The sequence below is a fragment of the Mesobacillus sp. S13 genome (genome assembly GCF_020422885.1).
Lineage (GTDB): Bacteria > Bacillota > Bacilli > Bacillales > Cytobacillaceae > Mesobacillus > Mesobacillus selenatarsenatis_A.
Map to the genome: position 1 here is coordinate 1677188 of NZ_CP084622.1, position 22332 is coordinate 1699519.

At 43.8% G+C, this 22332-nt stretch carries 19 protein-coding genes; all 19 read left to right on the forward strand.

All coding sequences use genetic code 11. The annotated features are described in order from the left end of the window. Positions 1 to 32: 32 nt before the first annotated feature. The 19 genes from rsmH (at position 33) to sigE (ending at position 22287) form a co-directional block, all read left to right on the forward strand. Positions 33 to 971, forward strand: a complete 939-nt coding sequence (rsmH, locus tag LGO15_RS08410) for a 16S rRNA (cytosine(1402)-N(4))-methyltransferase RsmH (RefSeq protein ID WP_226087317.1) — start codon at positions 33 to 35, stop codon at positions 969 to 971. 35 nt (positions 972 to 1006) lie between these two features. Continuing rightward, a complete protein-coding gene (gene ftsL, locus LGO15_RS08415; protein WP_318999832.1) occupies positions 1007 to 1366 on the forward strand; it encodes a cell division protein FtsL in 360 nt (119 codons plus the stop codon). Next, on the forward strand, positions 1366 to 3576 hold the full coding sequence (locus LGO15_RS08420; RefSeq protein WP_226087318.1) for a penicillin-binding protein: 2211 nt from the start codon (positions 1366 to 1368) through the stop codon (positions 3574 to 3576). The genes ftsL and LGO15_RS08420 overlap by 1 nt, the downstream gene beginning before the upstream one ends. A gap of 1078 nt (positions 3577 to 4654) precedes the next feature. After that, positions 4655 to 6568 carry a stage V sporulation protein D gene (locus LGO15_RS08425; RefSeq protein WP_167831830.1) on the forward strand — a complete coding sequence of 638 codons (1914 nt, stop codon included), beginning with the start codon at positions 4655 to 4657 and terminating at the stop codon, positions 6566 to 6568. 205 nt (positions 6569 to 6773) lie between these two features. After that, on the forward strand, positions 6774 to 8234 hold the full coding sequence (locus LGO15_RS08430; RefSeq protein WP_226087319.1) for a UDP-N-acetylmuramoyl-L-alanyl-D-glutamate--2,6-diaminopimelate ligase: 1461 nt from the start codon (positions 6774 to 6776) through the stop codon (positions 8232 to 8234). A gap of 1 nt (position 8235) precedes the next feature. After that, positions 8236 to 8685 (forward strand): hypothetical protein, encoded by a 450-nt coding sequence (locus LGO15_RS08435; RefSeq protein ID WP_226087320.1) that lies wholly within the window; start codon positions 8236 to 8238, stop codon positions 8683 to 8685. Position 8686: 1 nt separating this feature from the next. Next, complete coding sequence (mraY, locus tag LGO15_RS08440; RefSeq protein WP_226087321.1) at positions 8687 to 9661, forward strand: phospho-N-acetylmuramoyl-pentapeptide-transferase; 975 nt, start codon at positions 8687 to 8689, stop codon at positions 9659 to 9661. Beyond that, positions 9661 to 11013 carry a UDP-N-acetylmuramoyl-L-alanine--D-glutamate ligase gene (murD, locus tag LGO15_RS08445; RefSeq protein ID WP_167831826.1) on the forward strand — a complete coding sequence of 451 codons (1353 nt, stop codon included), beginning with the start codon at positions 9661 to 9663 and terminating at the stop codon, positions 11011 to 11013. Before mraY ends, murD begins: the two co-directional genes overlap by 1 nt. Positions 11014 to 11114: 101 nt before the next feature. Beyond that, positions 11115 to 12215 (forward strand): stage V sporulation protein E, encoded by a 1101-nt coding sequence (gene spoVE / locus LGO15_RS08450; protein ID WP_167831825.1) that lies wholly within the window; start codon positions 11115 to 11117, stop codon positions 12213 to 12215. A 326-nt stretch (positions 12216 to 12541) separates the two neighbouring features. Further along, positions 12542 to 13636: an undecaprenyldiphospho-muramoylpentapeptide beta-N-acetylglucosaminyltransferase gene (gene murG, locus LGO15_RS08455; RefSeq protein ID WP_226087322.1), complete on the forward strand. Its 1095-nt coding sequence runs from the start codon at positions 12542 to 12544 to the stop codon at positions 13634 to 13636. 60 nt (positions 13637 to 13696) lie between these two features. Beyond that, on the forward strand, positions 13697 to 14605 hold the full coding sequence (gene murB, locus LGO15_RS08460) for a UDP-N-acetylmuramate dehydrogenase (protein ID WP_226087323.1): 909 nt from the start codon (positions 13697 to 13699) through the stop codon (positions 14603 to 14605). Between the two features lie 257 nt (positions 14606 to 14862). Further along, entirely contained in the window at positions 14863 to 15654 is a 792-nt protein-coding gene (locus LGO15_RS08465) for a cell division protein FtsQ/DivIB (RefSeq protein ID WP_226087324.1), read from the forward strand. Then, positions 15602 to 16336: a DUF881 domain-containing protein gene (locus tag LGO15_RS08470; protein ID WP_167831971.1), complete on the forward strand. Its 735-nt coding sequence runs from the start codon at positions 15602 to 15604 to the stop codon at positions 16334 to 16336. The genes LGO15_RS08465 and LGO15_RS08470 overlap by 53 nt, the downstream gene beginning before the upstream one ends. A 120-nt stretch (positions 16337 to 16456) precedes the next feature. Further along, the gene (locus LGO15_RS08475) at positions 16457 to 17191 is read left to right on the forward strand and encodes a DUF881 domain-containing protein (RefSeq protein WP_226087325.1); all 735 of its coding nucleotides are present in this window, start codon (positions 16457 to 16459) and stop codon (positions 17189 to 17191) included. Continuing rightward, positions 17191 to 17541, forward strand: coding sequence for a small basic family protein (locus LGO15_RS08480; protein ID WP_023614986.1), 351 nt, complete (start codon positions 17191 to 17193; stop codon positions 17539 to 17541). The genes LGO15_RS08475 and LGO15_RS08480 overlap by 1 nt, the downstream gene beginning before the upstream one ends. Positions 17542 to 17677: 136 nt before the next feature. Continuing rightward, positions 17678 to 18961, forward strand: a complete 1284-nt coding sequence (gene ftsA, locus LGO15_RS08485; protein WP_167831821.1) for a cell division protein FtsA — start codon at positions 17678 to 17680, stop codon at positions 18959 to 18961. A gap of 40 nt (positions 18962 to 19001) precedes the next feature. Further along, a complete protein-coding gene (gene ftsZ, locus LGO15_RS08490; protein ID WP_167831820.1) occupies positions 19002 to 20144 on the forward strand; it encodes a cell division protein FtsZ in 1143 nt (380 codons plus the stop codon). Positions 20145 to 20584: 440 nt separating this feature from the next. Next, positions 20585 to 21523, forward strand: a complete 939-nt coding sequence (gene spoIIGA / locus LGO15_RS08495) for a sigma-E processing peptidase SpoIIGA (protein WP_167831819.1) — start codon at positions 20585 to 20587, stop codon at positions 21521 to 21523. A gap of 44 nt (positions 21524 to 21567) precedes the next feature. Next, on the forward strand, positions 21568 to 22287 hold the full coding sequence (gene sigE / locus LGO15_RS08500) for an RNA polymerase sporulation sigma factor SigE (RefSeq protein WP_041966016.1): 720 nt from the start codon (positions 21568 to 21570) through the stop codon (positions 22285 to 22287). Positions 22288 to 22332: the final 45 nt, after the last annotated feature.

Consider the following 22332-nt stretch of genomic DNA (forward strand, 5'->3'; position numbering starts at 1 on the left):
TACCTGCTCCTCGATTGGAAAGGTGGATCATAATGTTCAAACATACAACAGTTTTACTGGAAGAAACAGTAGACGGGCTCGATATCAAGCCTGACGGTACATATGTGGATTGCACTCTCGGTGGCGCAGGCCACAGTGAATTGATTTTGTCCAAGCTTTCGGAAAAAGGAAAGCTATACGCGTTCGACCAGGACGATATCGCCATTGCGAATGCAAAAGAAAAGCTTGCTGCTTATGGCGACAGGCTGACAATCATTAAAAGCAATTTCCTTTACTTACAGGAAGAACTTGAAAAGCTAGGTGTTACAGAAGTTGATGGAATCCTTTATGATTTGGGCGTTTCATCCCCGCAGCTGGATACTCCGGAACGCGGCTTCAGTTATCACCACGACGCTCCGCTTGATATGCGGATGGACCAGGACGCTCCATTGTCCGCTTACGATGTCATTAATGAATGGCCATATGAAAAATTGGTCAAAATCTTTTTCCAGTATGGAGAAGAGAAGTTTTCAAAGCAAATTGCCCGCAAGATTGAGGCGGCAAGGGAAAGCAAACACATTGAAACCACTGGTGAACTTGTCGAGTTAATCAAAGATGCGATTCCTGCACCTGCAAGGAGAAAAGGCGGCCATCCGGCCAAACGAGTATTCCAGGCAGTAAGGATTGCGGTTAATGATGAACTCGGTGTTTTTGAAAAATCGCTAGAGCAGGCAATTGACCTTCTTTCTGTAGGCGGAAGGATCAGCGTCATCACCTTCCACTCTCTCGAAGACAGGATTTGTAAGGTCACCTTGAAAAAAGCGAGCGAAACACCGCCGTTGCCTCCGGGGTTGCCGATCATTCCAGAAGAATACCAGCCTAAGCTAAAGCTGGTCAACAGAAAACCAATCCTTCCTTCCGAGGAAGAGCTAGAATTTAATAATCGTGCAAGATCCGCAAAGCTGCGTATCGCTGAAAAAGTAAAAAAATAAAATATAAAAATATAAAATATTTTTCAGGAGGGAAAATGATGAGCAATCTGGCTAGAAAATTGCAGCAAGAACAGCAGCAGCGCACTGTTCAGTCACCGGCAACATCGCCGGCAAGACGCAATTCAATATTGACGCCCGGCGAAAAAATCCTGATGTTTGTTTTCGGAGCAATAGTTTGTTTCGGCGCAACATTCATGGTTTCAAAACAGGCAGCCATTTACGAAGTCAACAAAGAAATTCAAATCATTGAAGGCAACATTCAGGAGCAGCAAAAGATTAACAGTGACCTTGAAATCCAGATTAGCGAATTAAGTACCTATGAAAGAATCAAACAGGTAACAGAAAAGCTCGGTTTAACATTGAATGAAGACAATGTTAAAGGTGTGGAAAACTGATGATCAAGAAACAGCCAAATATGAATGCAGGAGCAGCGGTATTATTCGTAATATTCAGTCTGCTCTTTTTTATCTTGATTTTCAGGTTCATTTCCATCCAGGTTACGGGAGAGGTACATGGACAAGCCCTGGCTGCAAGGGCGCAGCAGAAGTATTCCAATGAAAAAGTTATTGAGGCGACCAGGGGTACGATTTTTGACCGAAAAGGCGAGGTGGTTGCGGAAGATACAACAGCCTATACGCTCGTCGCAATCCTGAATGATTCAGTGACCACAAATAAAAAGAAGCCTAAACATGTGACCGATCCCGCTAAAACTGCTGCTGTGCTGGCGAAATATATCGATATGAGCGAGTCGGAGATATACAATAGGCTGACAAAAAAAGGGGCCTGGCAGGTTGAATTCGGAAAGGCTGGCCGTGATATTTCCCATCAGGCTAAGCGAGAGATAGAAGAGGAAAAGCTTCCTGGAATAACTTTTTTGCGAGATTCAAAGAGGTTTTATCCGAACGGTGTTTTTTCATCTCATCTAGTCGGTTTTGTGGAAAATGAAGAGAACGAAGAAAAGAAATCAGTTACTACCGGTCAGTTAGGGGTAGAAAAAACTCTGAATGAAGTATTAACAGGAAAAAATGGCTCTCTTTCTTTTGAAAGTGATTTATGGGGCTTTCTTTTACCAGATGGAGAGAAAAAAGTCACACCTGCCAAAGATGGCAGCAATGTATATCTAACGATTGACAAGAAGATCCAAACATTCGTGGAGGATGCCGTCGACCGTGTTGATGAGGAATATAAGCCAAAGAAAATCATTGCGGTCGTGGCTGATCCAAAGACTGGTGATATCCTTGCGATGGCCCAGCGGCCTAGCTTCCACCCGACAACAAGGGAAGGATTAGCTAACAGCTGGCATAATGAGGTGGTCGAAACACCGATTGAGCCAGGCTCGACGATGAAAATCTTCACGTTAGCAGCGGCCATTGAGGAGAACAAGTGGGATCCGAATGAGTGGTACAAATCTGGTTCTTATAAAGTTACAGAAAACTCCAAGCCGATTCGAGATCATAACGGCAGTGGCTGGGGTTCCATTACCTATCTTGAAGGAATCCAGCGCTCCTCGAACGTGGCGGTGGCAAAGCTGGTAAATGAAAAAATCGGAACAGAAAAATTCCGGGAGTACCTGACGAAATTTGGTTTTGACGAGCCTACCGGTATCGATCTGCCCAACGAAGCGTCGGGAACAATAGTCTATCGATGGCCGATTGAGAAAATCACCACCTCATATGGACAAGGTACAACGGTAACTCCGATCCAAATGATCCAGGCAGCAACAGCCGTAGCGAATAATGGGACGATGATGAAGCCCCGAGTAATCGATAAGATAGTCGACCCAAACACTGGTGATGTCATCAAACGAGAGGAATCAAAGTCTGTTGGACAGCCTATTTCTGCTGAAACCGCCAAGCAAGTTAGAGAAGTTTTGGGGACCGTTGTCACTGGTGAACACGGTACAGGTAAGTCGTACGCGATCGATGGCTACGAGGTTGCCGGTAAAACAGGGACAGCGAACTTAACAGAAAACGGAAGATATCTTGGCGGGGCGAATGATTATTTATTCTCATTCCTTGGGATGGCACCGAAGGATGATCCAAAGCTGATTGTCTATGTTGCTGTCCAGCAGCCAGAAATCGATCATTACTTTAAAGGTTCAATTCCAACCTCAATGATTTTTAAATCAGTAATGAAAAGCAGTCTTCAGTATTTGAATATCAAACCTGCATCCATGGAAAAAGCTGACTCTAGTCCGGTGCCAGATGTAACAGGGCTGAATGCAGCAGAAGCAAAAAAACTGCTTGAATCAAAAGGGTTTGAGACAGTATTGGTTGGTGACGGCAGCCAGGTAGAAGACCAGTTGCCAAAGGCTGAGATCATGGCACTCGAAGGAGAAAAGGTCTTTATAAGAGCGTCCGGAGTCATGACCTACCCAGACATGACAGACTGGTCACTCAGAGATGTCATGAAGTTGGCACAGATCGCAGATATTAAGCTGAATAAAGCCGGCAGTGGTTATGTAACAAAACAAAGCCTAAAGCCGGGGATACCGATCAATAAAGGTGAAAACCTGATCGTCGAGCTGGAAACCCCGTTACAGCAATTTGAGAAATCATTGAAACCAGAGGAAGAAAGTGAAGAAGCAGAGGAAGTTGGCGGATGAGCCCTTCCTCTGTTTTTTTTGTTTAAATGCTGTTTCGGTAGTGGTAGAAGGTTCGGACAAAGTTGACGCCGGAGCTCCTCATTTTGTCTGAAGCAGCACTAAGTTCGGACAAAACTGCAGCTGGGACTCCTTATTTTGTCTGAAGTAGTATCAAGTTCGGACAAAATCGCAGCTGGATCTCCACATTTTGTCTGAAGTAGCACCAAGTTCGGACAAAATCGTAGCCAGAGCCGGACATTTTGTCTGAAGCAGCACTAAGTTCGGACAAAACTGCAGCTGGGATTCCTTATTTTGTCTGAAGTAGCACCAAGTTCGGACAAAATCGTAGCCAGAGCTCCACATTTTGTCTGAAGTAGCATCAAGTTCGGACAAAATCGTAGCCAGAGCTCCACATTTTGTCTGAAGTAGCATCAAGTTCGGACAAAATCGTGGCCAGAGCTCCTCATTTTGTCTGAAGTAGCACCGAGTTCGGACAAAACTGCAGCTGGATCTCCACATTTTGTCTGAAGCAGCATCAAGTTCGGACAAAATCGTAGCCAGAGCCGGACATTTTGTCTGAAGTAGCACCAAGTTCGGACAAAACTGCAGCTGGGACTCCTCATTTTGTCTGAAGCAGCACTAAGTTCGGACAAAACTGCAGCTGGGACTCCTCATTTTGTCTGAAGCAGCACTAAGTTCGGACAAAACTGCAGCTAGGACTCCTCATTTTGTCTGAAGTAGCATCAAGTTCGTACAAAATCGTAGCTAGAGCCGGTCATTTTGTCTGAAGCAGCACCAAGTTCGTACAAAATCGCAGCCAGAGCCTGTCATTTTGTCTGAAGTAGCATCAAGTTCGTACAAAATCACGGCCAGAGCTCCTCATTTTGTCTGAAGTAGCCTCTATGTTAGCAGAATCTGCTCAGATTTCCACGCGGACATACCTACCCTAATTACACCCTAACTCCCTTGTTGTGCATATACCTCAGCTTGTCTTTACTTCTTGTTATATTCGAATTCGTACAAGCATATATTTGAACGAGTGTCTAAAAGAATCTTAGTTTACTGTTGGAATGACAATAGGGGGAGGTTTGTTCTATATATGCGTGTTTCAAATGTGACGGTCAGAAAAAGGCTGGCTCTTGTTTTGGTAATTGGTATTTTGGTGTTTTTGATCATAGATGTCCGGCTCGGCTATGTGCAGTTTATGCTGGGAGATTTCTTGACAGGTAAAGCAAAGGATTCATGGAGCAGGAACGTTCCCTTTGAACCGCAGCGGGGGGAGATAACGGACAGAAATGGAGTGGCGTTGGCGACTAATATCAGTGCGCCTACTGTCTACGTCGTGCCGCGCCAAGTAAAGGATCCTGAAGCTGCTGCAGAAATTTTGGCGAAAGCCTTGAATATGTCTAAAGAAAAGGCCTATCAACATATCACGAAAAGAGCAATGATTGAGAGAATTCCAGAGGGAAGGAAAATATCCCACGAGAAGGCGAAGGAAATAAGGGCATTAGATATCAAGGGTGTGTACATTGGTGAGGATTCAAAGCGACATTATCCTTATGGAAGCTATCTTTCCCATGTGTTAGGATTTGCGGGAATCGACAATCAAGGTTTGATGGGGCTCGAGCTCTATTATGATAAAGAACTGAAAGGGGAAAAGGGATCGGTCCAGTTTTATGCGGATGCCAAACAGCAGCGGATGAACAATATGGCGGATGACTATGAACCTCCTGTGGACGGGCTTGATTTAAAGCTGACAATCGACAGCAGGGTACAGACCATCGTTGAGAGGGAACTGGATATTGCCCAGGCCAAATACAATCCTGATGGTATCATTGCCATTGCCATGAATCCGAATAATGGGGAAATCCTGGCAATGTCAAGCAGGCCGGATTTCGACCCGGCTAACTTCCGTAATGTGGCACCTGAAGTGTATAACCGTAACTTGCCGATCTGGAGCACCTATGAGCCGGGGTCTACTTTTAAAATTGTGACCCTTGCAGCGGCACTTCAGGAGGGGAAGGTCGATCTTGAAAAAGATCATTTCCATGACTCTGGCTCTGTTGAAGTGGCCGGTGCGAGAATTCGCTGCTGGAAAAAGGGTGGACACGGAAGCCAGTCCTTCCTTGAAGTGGTCGAGAATTCCTGCAACCCTGGTTTCGTTGAACTTGGTGACAGACTCGGAAAAGAAAAACTTTTTAAATATGTGAAAGACTTCGGATTTGGTGAGAAGACAGGCATTGACCTTCAGGGAGAAGGCAAAGGAATCCTGTTCAATTTGGACAGAGTCGGTCCGATTGAACAAGCAACCACCGCTTTCGGTCAGGGTGTTTCTGTCACGCCGATCCAGCAGGTTGCTGCGGTTTCAGCAGCAGTGAATGGTGGAATACTTTATACACCATATATTGCTAAGGAATTGATAGACCCTGTTACTGGTGAAGTCGTGATGAAGAAATCACCACAAGCAAAAAGAAGGGTGATCTCTGAGGAAACTTCTAAAGAAATAAGGCATGCCCTTGAGAGTGTAGTAGCTAAAGGTTCAGGGAAAAATGCTTATGTTGACTCTTACAGGGTTGGCGGCAAGACCGGTACTGCCCAGAAGGCGAAGGATGGCCGCTACCTCGAGAATAACCATATCGTTTCCTTCATAGGTTTTGCCCCTGCAGATGACCCGCAAATTGTTATTTATGTGGCAGTCGATAACCCGAAAGGTACAGTACAGTTCGGTGGGGTTGTGGCAGCACCTATCGTTGGGGATATCATGGAAGACAGCCTACGTGCGATGGAGGTTCCCCCTCGGAAAGAACAGATTGAAAAAGAATTGACATGGCTTGATACACCAATGGTGGAAGTCCCTGACCTGATTGGCTTATCCAAACAGGAACTCCGAGAGCAATTGATCAACTTCAAATTAGATATTGCCGGCGATGGAGAGAAGGTTGTGAAACAGCTTCCTTCACCAGGAGTGAAAATCAAGGAAGGTTCAACCATCAGGGTATATATGAATGATTAACTCAGATCGAACGTGAGCAATAACCTTATGGAAAGCAGGCGGCGGCAGGATATACATCCGCCGCCTGCTTTACGCTGCCGGCCGTATCTTTTATTTGCACTTATTCAAGTAAAAAGGGCTTGTTCTTTTCATCTCCACAATGGCTAATTTCAGCCTAATCATGTAAAATAAGAGTCGCCATGTTGTTTGAGAGGATTTGATATTTATGAAATTACACGAATTGATTGGTTACTTGCACCCATTCGTGGATTACAAGGGAGAAAATCCCGAAATTACTTCAATTGAAAATGATAACCGCAGAGTGACTCCCGGGAGTTTATTCATTTGCATAAAAGGTTATACAGTTGATGGTCATGATTTCGCAGGATCAGCTGTGAAAAATGGAGCAGCAGCCGTTTTAGCTGAACGTGAACTGCCTGTGAATGTCCCTGTAATTGTTGTCAAGGATACGGTAAGGGCTATGGCAGTACTTGCTGATGCATTTTACGGTCAGCCTAGCCAGAAGCTCCATATGGTTGGAATTACAGGTACAAACGGAAAAACCACTACCAGCCTGATTATTGAACAGATTTTCAAGGATGCTGGACAAAAGACCGGACTGATTGGAACAATGTACACAAAGATCGGTGAGCAAATCTTTGAAGTGAAGAATACAACGCCCGAGAGCCTGACCCTTCAAAAAACGTTCAAGAGAATGGTTGATGAACAGGTTGATACAGCTGTGATGGAGGTATCATCACATGCGCTGGTATATGGCCGTGTCCATGGGACAGATTACAATGTTGCAGTTTTCACGAACCTGACGCAGGATCACTTGGATTACCACAAGACAATGGAAGAATACAGGAAAGCGAAAGGGCTTCTGTTTTCGCAGCTCGGAAATGCATTCGACCATGAAAACCCGAAATATGCCGTACTGAATTCAGATGATCCGGCGAGTGAGGAATACGCCATGTTGACAACTGCCCATATCTTAACTTACGGCATTGATAACCATGCTGATTTGCAGGCAATCAACATTGCGATGACAGCTAGCGGAACATCATTTGACTTGGTCAGTCCTTTTGGTGTAAAAAAGGTAAACATCCAGTTGATAGGCAAGTTCAGCATCTATAATGTACTTGCCAGCATAGGTGCAGCCCTTGTTTCTGGCTTGCCTTTAGATGATATCATCGCCTCTGTAGAAAGCGTTAAAGGTGTTTCTGGAAGGTTTGAATTAGTCGATGCAGGCCAGGATTTCTCTGTCATTGTTGACTATGCCCATACTCCGGATAGTCTTGAAAATGTCCTGAAGACAGTGCAGCAATTTGCACAGAAAAGGGTGTTTTGTGTAGTAGGCTGCGGCGGCGACCGCGATCGCACGAAACGTCCGCTCATGGCGAAAATCGCTTGCGAATATTCTACTGATGCTATCTTTACCTCAGATAACCCGAGAAGTGAGGATCCTGCAGAAATCATAAAGGATATGGAAGATGGGGTAAAAGGAGAAGTTTATTCTTCGATTATCGACAGGAAGGAAGCAATCCAGCATGCCGTGAAAATGGCGAAAGCAGGGGATGTCATCCTGATTGCTGGAAAGGGTCACGAAACTTACCAGCAAATTGGTGACAGGACCTTTGACTTTGATGACCGGATTGTGGCACGCGAGGCGATAGAGGAGAGGTAATATGCTGACATACCAGGATGTTTCAAGTCTTTTTTCAAGAACAACTGGAATAAGGGATGAGAATATTCGCTTTCACACTGTAAGCAGTCTTGCAGGCGCAGAACAGCCTAAAGGGCTGTTTGTCCCGATATCGACAGATTCAGATACTTTACAGGAAGCAATTTCAAACGGTGCCGTGGCAGCTGTCTGGCCAGAGGGCGAGCAGGTGCCAGCATACGCACCGAACCACTTCCCGATTTTTTACACACAAGATAATTTGAAAGGCTTAGAGATAATTATGAACTCATACTATGACTACTTAACACAGAACAAAGACATAAAAGAAAGAACTAACTTCATTTTCCATAACAAAGCACTTCTTAATGAAGCTGATGAAACATATGATATAGCTGTGATGGCTGAAAACATCAATAGTCTAGGCAGCAATCAGAATAAGGCAGGTGAGGAATAGAATGCTGGAGCAAGTTATCTTTTTCACAATATTAATGGGTTTCCTAATCACAGTTCTGCTTTCTCCAGTGTTTATTCCTTTTTTGAGAAGGCTTAAATTCGGTCAGAGCATCAGAGAAGAAGGGCCGAAATCGCATCAGAAAAAAACAGGCACACCAACAATGGGCGGAGTCATGATCTTGATTTCAATCACCATCACGACACTTGTGATGACAGGAAAGTTCTCACAGCCATCAGTGGAAACATATCTATTGTTATTTGTTACTTTGGGATTTGGCTTGCTTGGCTTTATGGATGACTTCATCAAGGTTGTCATGAAGCGGAACCTTGGCTTGACCTCAAAACAAAAGCTTATGGGCCAGATTATTATTTCCGTCATCTTTTATTTCATATTCAAGCAGAGTGAATTCTCAACAGAAATCAGCATTCCTTTAACGGATATCTCTTTTGATCTAGGGTGGGGTTATGCCCTTTTCATTATTTTCTGGATGGTCGGGTTTTCAAATGCTGTTAACCTGACGGACGGGCTTGACGGGCTGGTTTCCGGTACGGCTGCCATTGCGTTTGGTGCATTTGCTGTTCTTGCCTGGAGCCAATCTCAATATGAATTATCGATTTTTTCAGTCGCAGTCGTAGGGGCTGTATTAGGATTCCTTGTGTTTAATGCCCATCCAGCGAAAGTGTTCATGGGAGACACAGGTTCTCTTGCTCTTGGAGGTGCGATCGCAACAGTCGCTATCCTTGCGAAGCTTGAAATCATCCTGATTATCATAGGCGGTATTTTCGTGATTGAAACATTATCCGTGATCCTGCAGGTCATTTCATTTAAAGCAACCGGCAAAAGAATTTTCAGGATGAGCCCTCTTCACCATCACTATGAGTTGATTGGCTGGTCAGAATGGCGAGTTGTCGTCACATTCTGGACTGTCGGCTTGCTATTTGCGATCCTAGGAATTTATATTGAGGTGTGGATCTAATGAAAAATATCAAAACATATCAACATAAAAAAATACTTGTACTTGGCCTTGCCAAGAGTGGAGTCAGCGCAGCGGCTCTACTACATAAATTGGGGGCATTCGTGACGGTCAATGACAGCAAGCCTCTCGATGAAAACCCAGAAGCACAAGGATTGCTTGAGCAGGGAATCAAGGTTGTTTGTGGAAGCCACCCAATCGAATTGATGGACGAAGGTTTTGAACTGGTCGTTAAGAATCCGGGGATTCCGTACTTTAATCCTATGATTGAAAAAGCGATAGAAAAGGAAATCCCGATTATTACTGAGGTGGAATTGGCTTACCAGATTTCTGAAGCACCACTTGTCGGAATAACAGGCACTAACGGAAAGACGACCACGACCACTCTCATTTTCGATATGCTCGAGGCAGGGGATAAGCATCCATTGATTGCAGGAAATATCGGTACGGTTGCATCAGGTGTAGCACAGGAAGCAACATCAGAAAACACCATCGTGATTGAACTGTCTTCCTTTCAATTGATGGGGATCGACCAGTTTAAACCTCGGATTGCCATCATTACAAACCTGTATGATGCACACCTTGATTATCATGGGACGAGGAAAGAGTATATTGGAGCTAAGGCCCTTATCACAAAGAACCAGACAGAGGAAGACTTCCTGATTGTCAATGCGGATCAGGAAGAAGTCATGGAAATTGCCCGGAATTCTAGAGCGCAGATTGTTCCTTTTTCAACGAATAAGGTGCTGGAGACCGGTGCTTATGTAATGGATGGCTGGGTTTGCTTTAACGGGGAGAAAATTATTGAAGCGAAGGACATCGTTTTGCCAGGTAAACATAATTTGGAGAATATTTTATCAGCTGTAGCTGCTACACTTCTTTCAGGTGCGGACAAAGGTGCTATCCATAAGGTGCTCACCACCTTTGCTGGTGTCCGTCATAGGCTCCAGTATGTCGATACAATCGATGAGCGAAAATTTTATAATGATTCAAAGGCAACCAATATTTTAGCGACTGAGAATGCGCTTGCGGCTTTCGAAGCTCCAATAGTTTTGCTGGCCGGCGGCCTTGACAGAGGCAATGCATTTGATGAGCTCATTCCAGCTTTGAAAAATGTGAAGACACTGATTACGTTTGGTGAAACAGCTGAAAAAGTTGGACAGGCTGGACGGGATGCAGGAATAAAAACGATTTTAAGGGCCGATAATGTGGAAAAGGCCGTGCCCGTTGCATTTGAACATTCAGAACCGGGTGATGTCATCCTGCTGTCTCCTGCTTGCGCAAGCTGGGATCAGTACAAAACTTTTGAGGTCAGAGGAGACATGTTTATCGAGGCAGTGCATAAGCTTAAGTAAGGGCTTGTCTTGAACAACATGACTCAGGTTGCTTGGCCTCATTGCAGGCTGGATGGGAAGCGGCATATGAGCCCTAAATCATACAGCCGAGGTGTATTGCTTTGCCAACGAAAAAAACGACTCCAGACATATTCCTGTTGATAGTAACTTTTACGCTTTTGGCAGTGGGTTTGATTATGGTCTACAGTGCCAGTGCTGTCTGGGCGGACTATAAGTTTAATGATTCTTTCTTCTTTGCCAAACGGCAAATGCTGTTTGCTGGCGTTGGGATCATCGCTATGTTCTTTATCATGAATATAGATTACTGGACATGGAGGACTTGGGCAAAGGTCATATTGATTATTTGTTTTGTCCTTCTGATCCTTGTGTTGATTCCTGGAATTGGCAATGTGCGGAATGGGTCGAGGAGCTGGATTGGAGTCGGAGCCTTCTCTGTACAGCCATCAGAGTTCATGAAAATCGCGATGATTGCCTTCCTGGCGAAGTTTTTATCGGAGAACCAGAAGGCGATCACATCATTCAAGCAAGGACTTTTTCCTTCATTAGGGCTTGTTTTTCTCGCGTTTGGATTGATCATGCTGCAGCCGGATTTAGGTACAGGAACAGTGATGGTGGGGACTTCCGTGGTCATGATTTTTATTTCAGGTGCCAGGATCAGTCATTTTGTCGGTCTTGGGCTGTTGGGGGTAGCGGGTTTTGTCGGACTGATCATTTCCGCTCCGTACCGGATGAAACGGATTACTTCGTTCCTGGACCCATGGCAGGACCCGCTCGGAAGCGGCTTCCAAATGATTCAATCGCTTTATGCGATCGGACCAGGTGGATTGTTCGGCCTGGGTCTTGGACAGAGCAGGCAAAAATTCTTTTACCTGCCTGAGCCGCAAACGGATTTTATCTTTGCGATTCTTGCTGAGGAACTAGGGTTCATTGGCGGTTCATTGATTCTTTTATTATTCTCGCTCCTGCTTTGGAGGGGGATAAGGATTGCCCTGGGAGCTCCCGATTTATTCGGAACCTTTCTTGCGACAGGAATTATCGCAATGATCGCCATCCAGGTGATGATTAACATCGGAGTTGTAACCGGTCTTATGCCTGTTACTGGAATCACTCTCCCGTTCCTCAGTTACGGCGGTTCATCCCTGACTTTGATGCTGATGGCTGTCGGAGTGCTGCTGAATATAAGTCGCCATTCTAGATATTAAACTATCTCAAAAACAAAAGACCCTGCCAAACAGGGTCTTTTGTTTTTGATGACTTTTCCGTTTGTGAGTTAAGATTTGAAAAGGAGTCAGAAATTCAGACAGGTTCTATGAATATGTTAGGAATATGGCTGCCTTCATGCTATATTACATTTAAATAACAATATCTTTAAAAACTGTTCTTAAGTTTAGAATATAGTAGAATAGGGTAAAACCGGGGAGTGCCTTTTTTATAGGCTCTTTACACAAACGTCGGGCCATCCAGGTGTGTGGGTTGGATAGGTGATAGACGTGATTAAAAAAAGAGATAAGTTGCTGAGGTGTGGAAAATGAAGATTGCAGTTAGCGGCGGCGGCACAGGGGGACATATTTATCCTGCGCTGGCACTAATAAGAGAAATTCAAAAAAGAGATGAAAATGTCGAGTTTCTTTACATAGGGACAGAAAAAGGCCTTGAAAGCAAGCTTGTGCCGCGGGAGAAGATCCCTTTTAAATCCATACATATCACAGGGTTCAAACGAAAGATTTCATTTGAGAATGTAAAAACGGTCCTTAGATTCCTAAAAGGAGTCCGAGACAGCAAAAAAATGCTCAAGGAATTCAAACCAGATGTGGTCATTGGTACTGGTGGCTATGTTTGCGGGCCAGTGGTCTATGCAGCTGCGAAAATGGGCATACCAACAATTGTCCATGAACAAAACAGCGTTCCTGGTTTGACGAATAAGTTCCTGAGCCGTTATGTTGATAAGATTGCAATTTGCTTCGAGGAAGCAAGGCAATTTTTCCCTGAGCAAAAAGTGGTGTTGACTGGTAACCCCAGGGCCTCAGAGGTATTGGGGCAGGATGGAGTGAAAGGTAGATTGTCTGCAGGCCTGAAGCTGAAAATCCCAACTGTTCTCGTTTTTGGCGGAAGCAGGGGAGCAAGACCAATTAATGAAGCAGTCGTAAAAAGTCTGGCAGAATTAAGCGGCAAACCATACCAGGTTTTATATGTTACGGGAGATGTTCATTTTGAAGATGTCCGTAAGGAAGTTGAACTTGTCGGAAATCCGGACAATGTCATTATCAAACCATTTATTCACAATATGCCAGAGGTATTATCCGGGGTGGATTTAACCGTAGCTAGGGCAGGGGCGACTACACTGGCTGAACTGACTTCACTGGGTATTCCAAGCATATTGATTCCAAGCCCATATGTTACCGACAACCATCAAGAAAAAAACGCCCGGGCACTAAGTGAGAATGGAGCAGCTAAGCTGCTGCTCGAGAAAGATCTTACAGGGCCTAAACTGGTGGAAAGCATTGATCAGATTTTGGGTCGTGATGAGAAGTTGGCAGAAATGAAGAAGGCCGCAAAAAAATTGGGTATCCCTGACGCTGCACAGAGGCTGTATCGTCTGATGGAGGAATTGGCGAATAAGTAGCCTATAGGCATGCAGCTGCATAAAATGTTTAAAATGCTGTATCGTGAAAGGAAGGTAATTATGAAGGATCTAGCTAGCAAACTTAGAGAAATGAGCATCGGTTCCGTTAAAGAAAATGAACCGCTCGCAAACCACACATCGATGAAAATAGGCGGACCTGCTGACATACTTGTTGAACCTTCATCAATAGACAATCTAAGAAAAGCGGTTGAGGTTATTAAGGATTCGGATGTTAACTGGACCGTAATCGGCAGAGGATCGAATCTGCTCGTTTCAGATAAAGGCATTGAAGGTGTTGTGATTAAACTGGGTTCCGGTCTGGATGATTTGGAGATTGACGGAACAAGAGTGACGGCTGGTGGAGGCCTTTCACTGGTCAACTTTGCCATCACCATCAGCCGCAAAGGGCTTTCAGGACTGGAATTCGCAGGCGGAATTCCAGGGTCGATCGGTGGTGCAGTTTACATGAACGCTGGAGCTCATGGGTCGGATATTTCACAAATCCTCGAAAAAGCCTATGTGCTTTTTGAAGATGGCTCTCTTGAATGGCTTTCAAATGATGAAATGGAATTTTCATATCGCACATCGGTACTCCAGAAAGAGAGACCTGGGATTGTCGTAGGAGCTATATTCCAGCTTAAAGAAGGCAATAAGGATGAAATTGTCGCGGAGCTTCAAAAGAACAAGGATTACCGAAAAGAAACCCAGCCATATAATTTTCCAAGCTGTGGCAGCGTATTCCGAAATCCCCTGCCAAATTATGCTGGTAATTTAATTGAGAAGTCTGGCTTAAAGGGCCATCAAATCGGCGGAGCGCAAATATCTGAGCTTCATGCCAACTTCATTGTGAACAAAGGAAATGCAAAGGCAGAGGATGTACTCGGTCTGATCCAGCATGTAAAAGATACAGTCCTTGATTTACATGGTGTGAAAATGGAGACAGAGGTAGAAATTATCGGTCGGAAATAGCAGGAAAGAGGTTCAAGCTGTCAATTTCTGTGATATAATAATTCATTAGATTAGGATGCTTACCGAATAGATACGGCATGGCCAAAATTATCATGCCGTTGACTGTTTTTTATACTGTGCTGCTGTACATACCAAAAATATTTTCATGGGCAGCTCCTGATCTGACAGAATTTTATTACCAGGGCTTTATCCTGCTAGAAGCAACAATAGGGAGTTTTCTTTAGGAAATGGGTTCAGCCGATAAAGAGGGGATTGAAATGGACAAGAGGAAAATCGTCTCAATTGAAGACCGGATTCCAAAGTTAAAACATCAAAGGCGCAAGAAAGCCAATCGTAGGCTTATCATGCTTCTCGCTATGTTTTTCGTGTTAATAGCTGGTGTTATTTATTTTCAATCACCGCTTAGCAAGGTAAAGGACATTACTGTTTCGGGAAACGAATCCTATTCATATGAATATATCGTTGAAAAAAGCGGGCTCAGCTTTGACTCAAATGTGTGGAAAATCAACAAGGCTGAAATCAAGGAGAAACTCGAATCAATCCAGGAGATCAAGGAAGCTAATGTGAAAATCAAGCTGCCAAATACGGTTAACATCGAGCTTAAAGAGTATAGCAGATTAGCCTACATCTCAAAGGGGAAGAATTTTTATCCAGTCCTTGAAAATGGAAACATCCTTGGTGAGAAACAAATGGATGAAATCCCTGTCAACGCGCCCATCTTAATTGGGTTTAAGGAAGGGAAGGTCCTGGATGAGATGCTTGCTTCATTAGAGGAACTTCCTGATGTTGTCATGAATTCCATCTCTGAAATCCACTCACAGCCAATAAAAACGGACCAATATCTCATTAAGCTGTATATGAATGATGGTTTTGAAGTGAATGCTACGCTCAGGACTTTTTCTGATAAAATGTCACATTACCCATCAATTGTCAGCCAGCTTGACCCTTCTAAGAAGGGTGTAATCGACCTTGAGGTTGGATCTTATTTTAAAGCATATGAAGCAGAGGAAGCTGAGGAAGTTGAAATTGAAAAAGAAAGTGAACAGTAACCGTGTCATTCTTTCGATTGTTTTCCTGGTGCTAGGCTTCATGGTCGCTTTTTCATTTCGTGTCACCCAAGATGAGAGCGACAAAAGTCAAGGGCTAACGGACAGGCAGTGGGAGAAGCACTTAAGTCTGAGGAACGATTTAATTCAACAGGAAGAAAAAAATCGTGAGCTTCAGAAAGAGTTGAATGCCAAGCAGGAAAAGGTAAGGGAAATTGAAGCCAGTCTTTCCAAAGAAGCGCAGGTTTTCTTTAACATGGCTGAGGACGCAGAAAAATACCGTATGTATCTTGGAAAGGTAAAGGTCAGCGGCAAAGGTGTAAAAGTAACTCTAGCTGATGGAGAGTACGATCCTGATGAAAAGAATATCAATAATTATCTTGTCCATGAGCATCATGTATTCAAGGTGATCAATGAACTGTACATTTCAGGAGCAGCAGCTATTGCTGTGAATGGTCAGCGCATCTCACACAATTCTTATATATTGTGTACAGGCCCTGTTATTACGGTTGATGGCTACCAGCATCCTGCCCCCTTTGAAATTACTGCTATTGGCGACCCCGATGTTCTTTCCTCCGCTCTTAATATTACCGGTGGGGTAAAAGATCAGCTTGTGAATGACCAAATCGTCTTTTCCTTGGAGCAAAAGGAAGACATCAAGATCGATCCAATCTTGGGCAAATGATGATTATTTTTCATTTCCGAATGCGTGATTGAATGACACGGAAAGTGAATGATCAGGCCATTATAATGGAATAAACAGTGTAGGATCTGCACTGGTTTTTTAGAAAGCAAGGTGAAGACATTGGGCCGACCTAAGAATTTCAGCTTCAGCATCATAGCTGCAATCATTGGTTTAATGGTCGCCATTCAGTTTCAAACCGTTAAGGAACCGGAAGTCAGGGATACCCGTGACACTTGGCAGCTTCGAGAAGATTTAATGAAGGAGAAGGAGTTACAGTCCAAGCTGCTTCTCGAAATCAGGTCGAATGAAGAAAAACTTGCTAAGTATGAAACTGAGAGGCAGCAAAGCAAGGAAGAAGTACTTCGTGAAACACTCGCTGAACTAAAGGAAGAAGCAGGACTTACAGAGGTCAAAGGCCCAGGGATCACACTCTCGATTGAACCTGCTTTCAGCCTTATTGTCGAAGGGGACAATCCTCCTGCCGTTTCACCGGACATGCTCAAAAGGCTGTTGAATGAATTGAATATTTACGGAGCCAAGCATGTATCAGTTGATGGCGAAAGGGTCATTAATACAACGGTCATCCGTGATATTAACAGGGTGACAAAAATCAATGGCCATTCCTTGAATCGTTTTCCGATAGAAGTTAATGTGATTACGGAAAATGGTGATGCAGCGGAAAAGCTATATAATCGAATGAAAGTGTCCACGGTTGCCGAGGACTTCTTCATTGATAACCTGGAAGTCAAGGTTAACAGGCCTGTTGGCGATTTGGTTGTACCTGGATACCAGGATACAATCAGGATCCGATACATGGAATCCGCTAAAACTGAAAAAGGGGGAGGCAACGGGTAATGTGGCTTCCAATCATGGGTTTGGTCATCGGTGTCATCATAGGGCTGTTGACCGACATCCGAATTCCGGAAGAGTATTCCAATTATTTATCTATCGCGATCCTTGCCGCCCTCGATACTTTGTTTGGCGGGATCCGCGCCCAGCTGCAAAATATTTATGATGAAAAAGTTTTCGTTTCTGGTTTCTTTTTTAATATAGTATTAGCAGCAAGTTTAGCTTTTCTAGGTGTCCATCTTGGTGTAGACTTGTACTTAGCAGCAGTTTTTGCCTTTGGGGTAAGGCTGTTCCAGAACATAGCCGTCATCAGGAGAATAATATTGACAAAATGGTCAACGACAAGTGAAAAGTAGAAAAAAAAATGATATTTTAAAAGGGAAATATTTAATTGTGACGAATAAAGTAATGTAATTAAAAAATGAAACGCAATTAAGTAGGGCAAGGAATTGTTGTTCAAACATTAGGAATTGTTGAAGGAGGTGCCACAGAATGAACAGCAATGATATATATGTCAGTCTTGACATCGGTACATCCAGTGTGAAGGTAATCATTGGGGAAATGGTCAATGACACTTTAAATATAATTGGTGTTGGCAATGTGAAGTCCGAAGGGTTAAGAAAGGGCTCTATTGTTGATATAGATGAAACCGTTCATTCTATTAAAAGGGCAATTGAACAAGCTGAAAGAATGATAGGTTTGAAGATTAACCAGGTGATCGTAGGGGTCACCGGCAATCATGTTTCCCTATTGCCATGTCATGGCGTGGTTGCGGTTTCCAGCGACAATCGCGAGATCTCAAATGAGGATGTAGCGAGAGTCATTGATGCTGCACAGGTGGTATCGATCCCGCCTGAGCGTGAGATAATAGACGTGATTCCAAAGCAATTTATCGTGGACGGTCTTGATGAGATCAATGATCCAAGAGGCATGATCGGTGTAAGGCTTGAAATGGAAGGTACGATCATTACTGGGTCAAAGACAATCTTACATAATACTCTTCGTTGTGTTGAGCGTGCGGGACTTGAGATCGTGGATATCGGCCTGCAGCCTTTAGCCGCGGGTGCATTCGCGCTTTCAAAGGATGAAAAGAATATGGGTGTCGCAATGATTGATATCGGCGGCGGTTCGAGCACAGTCGCTGTTTTCGAGAATGGTCACTTAAGAGGGACATCTGTCATTCCGGTTGGAGGAGACCATATCACTAAGGACTTATCGATCGGTTTGCGTACGACAACAGAAGAAGCGGATAAGTTGAAATTGAAGCATGGACATGCCTTTTATGACCATGCATCAGAAGAAGAATTATTCGAGGTTTCAATCATTGGCAGTGACCAGCAGCAGCAGTTCAATCAGCTGGAAGTAGCCGATATCATCGAGGCAAGAATGGAAGAAATCTTCTCCCTTGTCCAGGATGAATTGAAACAGATGAACATAAGGGACTTGCCAGGCGGTTTTGTCCTAACAGGTGGAACAGCAAATATGCAGGGAGTATTGGAGCTTGCCCAGGATATTTTCCAAAGCCGGGTAAGAATTGCGATTCCGGACTATATTGGTGTAAGAGAACCACAGTACACGACAGCGGTCGGATTAATCCAATTTGCATATAAGAACGCGAAATTAAAAGGAAAGAAAATGGAAGCAGCTTTCAGTGAAATCGAACCGAAAGAAAAGAGAGTTCAAAAACAGCCGCATCCAAAATCGAAGCCTGAGAAACAGCCTGAAGAAAAAGTCACCTCAAGAATGAAGAAATTTCTTGGCTACTTTTTTGAATAATCAGAGCTAACAGGAAGTCGGCGAATTAGGAGGATTTGTCATGTTGGAATTTGATACGAATTTAGATTCACTTGCTACTATAAAAGTTATCGGTGTTGGCGGCGGCGGAAATAATGCGGTTAACCGAATGATCGAACACGGCGTACAAGGCGTTGAATTCATCGCGGTCAACACAGACGCACAAGCATTGAACCTTTCAAAAGCTGAAATCAGAATGCAAATCGGTGCGAAACTAACGCGTGGTCTAGGCGCTGGCGCCAATCCTGAGGTCGGCAAGAAAGCGGCCGAAGAAAGCAAAGAACAAATTGAGGAAGTGCTAAAAGGCGCTGACATGGTATTTGTTACTGCCGGTATGGGCGGAGGAACGGGTACTGGGGCAGCTCCAGTTATCGCTCAAATCGCGAAGGACCTCGGAGCTTTAACAGTGGGTGTAGTTACTCGTCCATTTACATTTGAGGGACGCAAGCGTGCTGGACAAGCTGGCGGTGGAATAGGTGCAATGAAGGAAGCGGTAGACACATTAATCGTCATTCCAAATGACCGCTTGCTTGAGATTGTTGATAAGAGCACTCCGATGCTGGAAGCTTTCCGTGAAGCGGATAATGTTCTTCGCCAGGGTGTCCAGGGTATTTCAGACTTGATCGCTACACCTGGTTTGATCAACCTTGACTTCGCTGACGTAAAAACTATCATGTCAAATAAAGGTTCAGCATTGATGGGCATTGGGGTAGCTTCAGGGGAAAACCGTGCTACTGAAGCCGCTAAAAAGGCAATTTCTTCACCATTGCTTGAAACATCTCTTGACGGAGCACAGGGTGTTCTGATGAATATCACAGGCGGAACGAATTTGAGCCTTTATGAAGTTCAGGAAGCTGCTGATATTGTCGCTTCTGCTTCAGATCAGGATGTGAACATGATCTTTGGTTCCGTTATTAATGAAAACTTAAAAGATGAAATTATCGTTACGGTGATTGCAACAGGCTTCAATGAGGAAGTCGTCCAGCCTAAGCCGACAAGACCAGGTTTTGGCGGGCAGCAAAAGCCAGGTATGGGTGCTATCAAGCGCGAACAGCCAAAACGTGAAGAAATCCAGCAGGAAGCACCAAGAAGCAATCAGGCACCACAGGGTGACGATGCTCTTGATATTCCTACATTCCTGCGCAATCGCAATAGAAGACGATAAAATTTTACTTTATAGGGCTTAGCCGAACCGGCTATGCCCTTTTTATGTTGTTCAATAAACTATTAAACAATATTCTTTGTGGCTGTCCGGGAAAAACCTTGGGCTCCTATTAAACCAGCTTCATTTTTATCTTTGGGAAAAATCTGAAAATTGACAAAATCCGAAGGTAAAAGTGAAAATCTCTGTTGTTTTGTTGCCAGAATGTGACACACTTCATAGCCCAATGACGATATACTTTTCCGTAACGGAATGATAGAACAAAAGCAAACCGTATAGAAAGTGCGCTTGTGCGGTGATCGCTTGGACCCAGTTTGTTTTTTGTATACCATCAGCAGTTTAAAAGGGTCAGCACTTGAAAAATTGAATGTTTGCACCCTTTGCAGTGAACGGAATATTGGAATCTCGCTCAGCGCACCGGGCTTTTCTTAGGGGGATGAGAGGTGAAGGTCTATCTGGATGTCATCTGGGCTTTGAATCTATTATTTGATGCATTCCTTCTATACCTGACCGCCATTATCCTGAAAAGACAGGTTAAGATTTGGCGATTGGCTTTGGGAGGGGCTATTGGTTCATTGCTCATTATATTAAGTATTACTCCGTTTCATGCTGCTGCGGGTCACCCGGTAGGTAAGCTGATCTTTTCAATCATGATGGTCCTGGCAGCCTTTGGATATAAAGGATTCCGTTTCTTCATTAAGTCGCTCATGACCTTTTATGTAACGACCTTTCTATTGGGGGGAACTTTGACAGGGGTACATTACTTTATCCAATTTGATATGGACCTGGCATCGAATGTAGCCATGAATCATATTAAAGGGTTTGGCGATCCAATCAGCTGGTTGTTTGTATTGCTCGGCTTCCCGCTCGCCTGGCATTTTTCGAAGAGGAATATTGAACAATTCGAAATGACCAAGATTCAGTATGAATCACTGGCAGATGTGGAGGTGAAGTTCATGGAGATGGATTTCAGCGTAAAAGGGCTAATCGACAGTGGCAACCAACTTTATGATCCTATTTCCAAAATGCCGGTCATGATTTTATCCATTGCAAATTGTTTGGATCATATGCCGAGTGAAATCAAAAGGATTGCGGAAAATCCCGACAGCGTTTTAACAGGAGATGGGAATTTTTCGCCTCAGCTGGAAAATCGAATGAGAATTATACCATGTAAGGTTGTCGGACAAGAACATCAATTAATCATTGCCTTTCAACCTGACAACATTAAGATCGCGACAAACGAAAGTACTTTTATTGCTGAGAAAGGATTGGTATCTTTTACTGCTCAAGAATTATCGGCTGATGGCAGTTTCCAATGCATTATTCACCCTAAGATGCTGGCAGGAATGGCAAAGACAGAGCAGGGTGTGAAGGTAAGTTAATATTACTATACTCAGAAATACATAATTTAGAAGGAGGACAATCAATGAAAAATTTGCGGCTTCGGATATCCTATTACTGGTATAAATTATTAATGAAACTAGGCTTGAAAACAGATGAAATATATTATATCGGCGGTAGCGAAGCGTTGCCACCTCCTTTAACGAAAGAAGAAGAAGAAGTGCTGTTGAATAAACTTCCAAATGGGGATAAAGCAGCGAGGTCGATCTTGATTGAAAGGAATCTGAGACTGGTCGTCTACATCGCGCGAAAATTTGAAAACACAGGCATCAATATTGAAGATTTAATCAGTATTGGAACCATCGGTTTGATTAAAGCGGTGAATACCTTTAACCCTGAGAAGAAAATCAAGCTGGCAACCTATGCGTCCAGATGTATTGAAAATGAGATCCTCATGTATCTGCGAAGGAATAATAAACTTCGCTCAGAAGTTTCCTTTGATGAGCCCCTGAATATTGACTGGGATGGAAATGAACTTCTTTTGTCCGATGTTCTTGGAACAGATGATGATATAATCACAAAGGACCTTGAGTCCAATGTAGATAAAAAACTGCTGGTTAAAGCGCTGCAACAGCTTTCCGACCGTGAAAAGCAAATCATGGAATTGCGTTTCGGACTTGGCAGCGGCGAGGAGAAGACACAGAAGGATGTGGCGGATATGCTGGGTATTTCACAGTCCTACATTTCACGTCTTGAAAAGAGAATCATCAAACGTTTACGTAAAGAATTCAATAAAATGGTATAGCAGAAAAATTTTCAAGAAAATATTTTTCTTCTTGATAACCGTGAT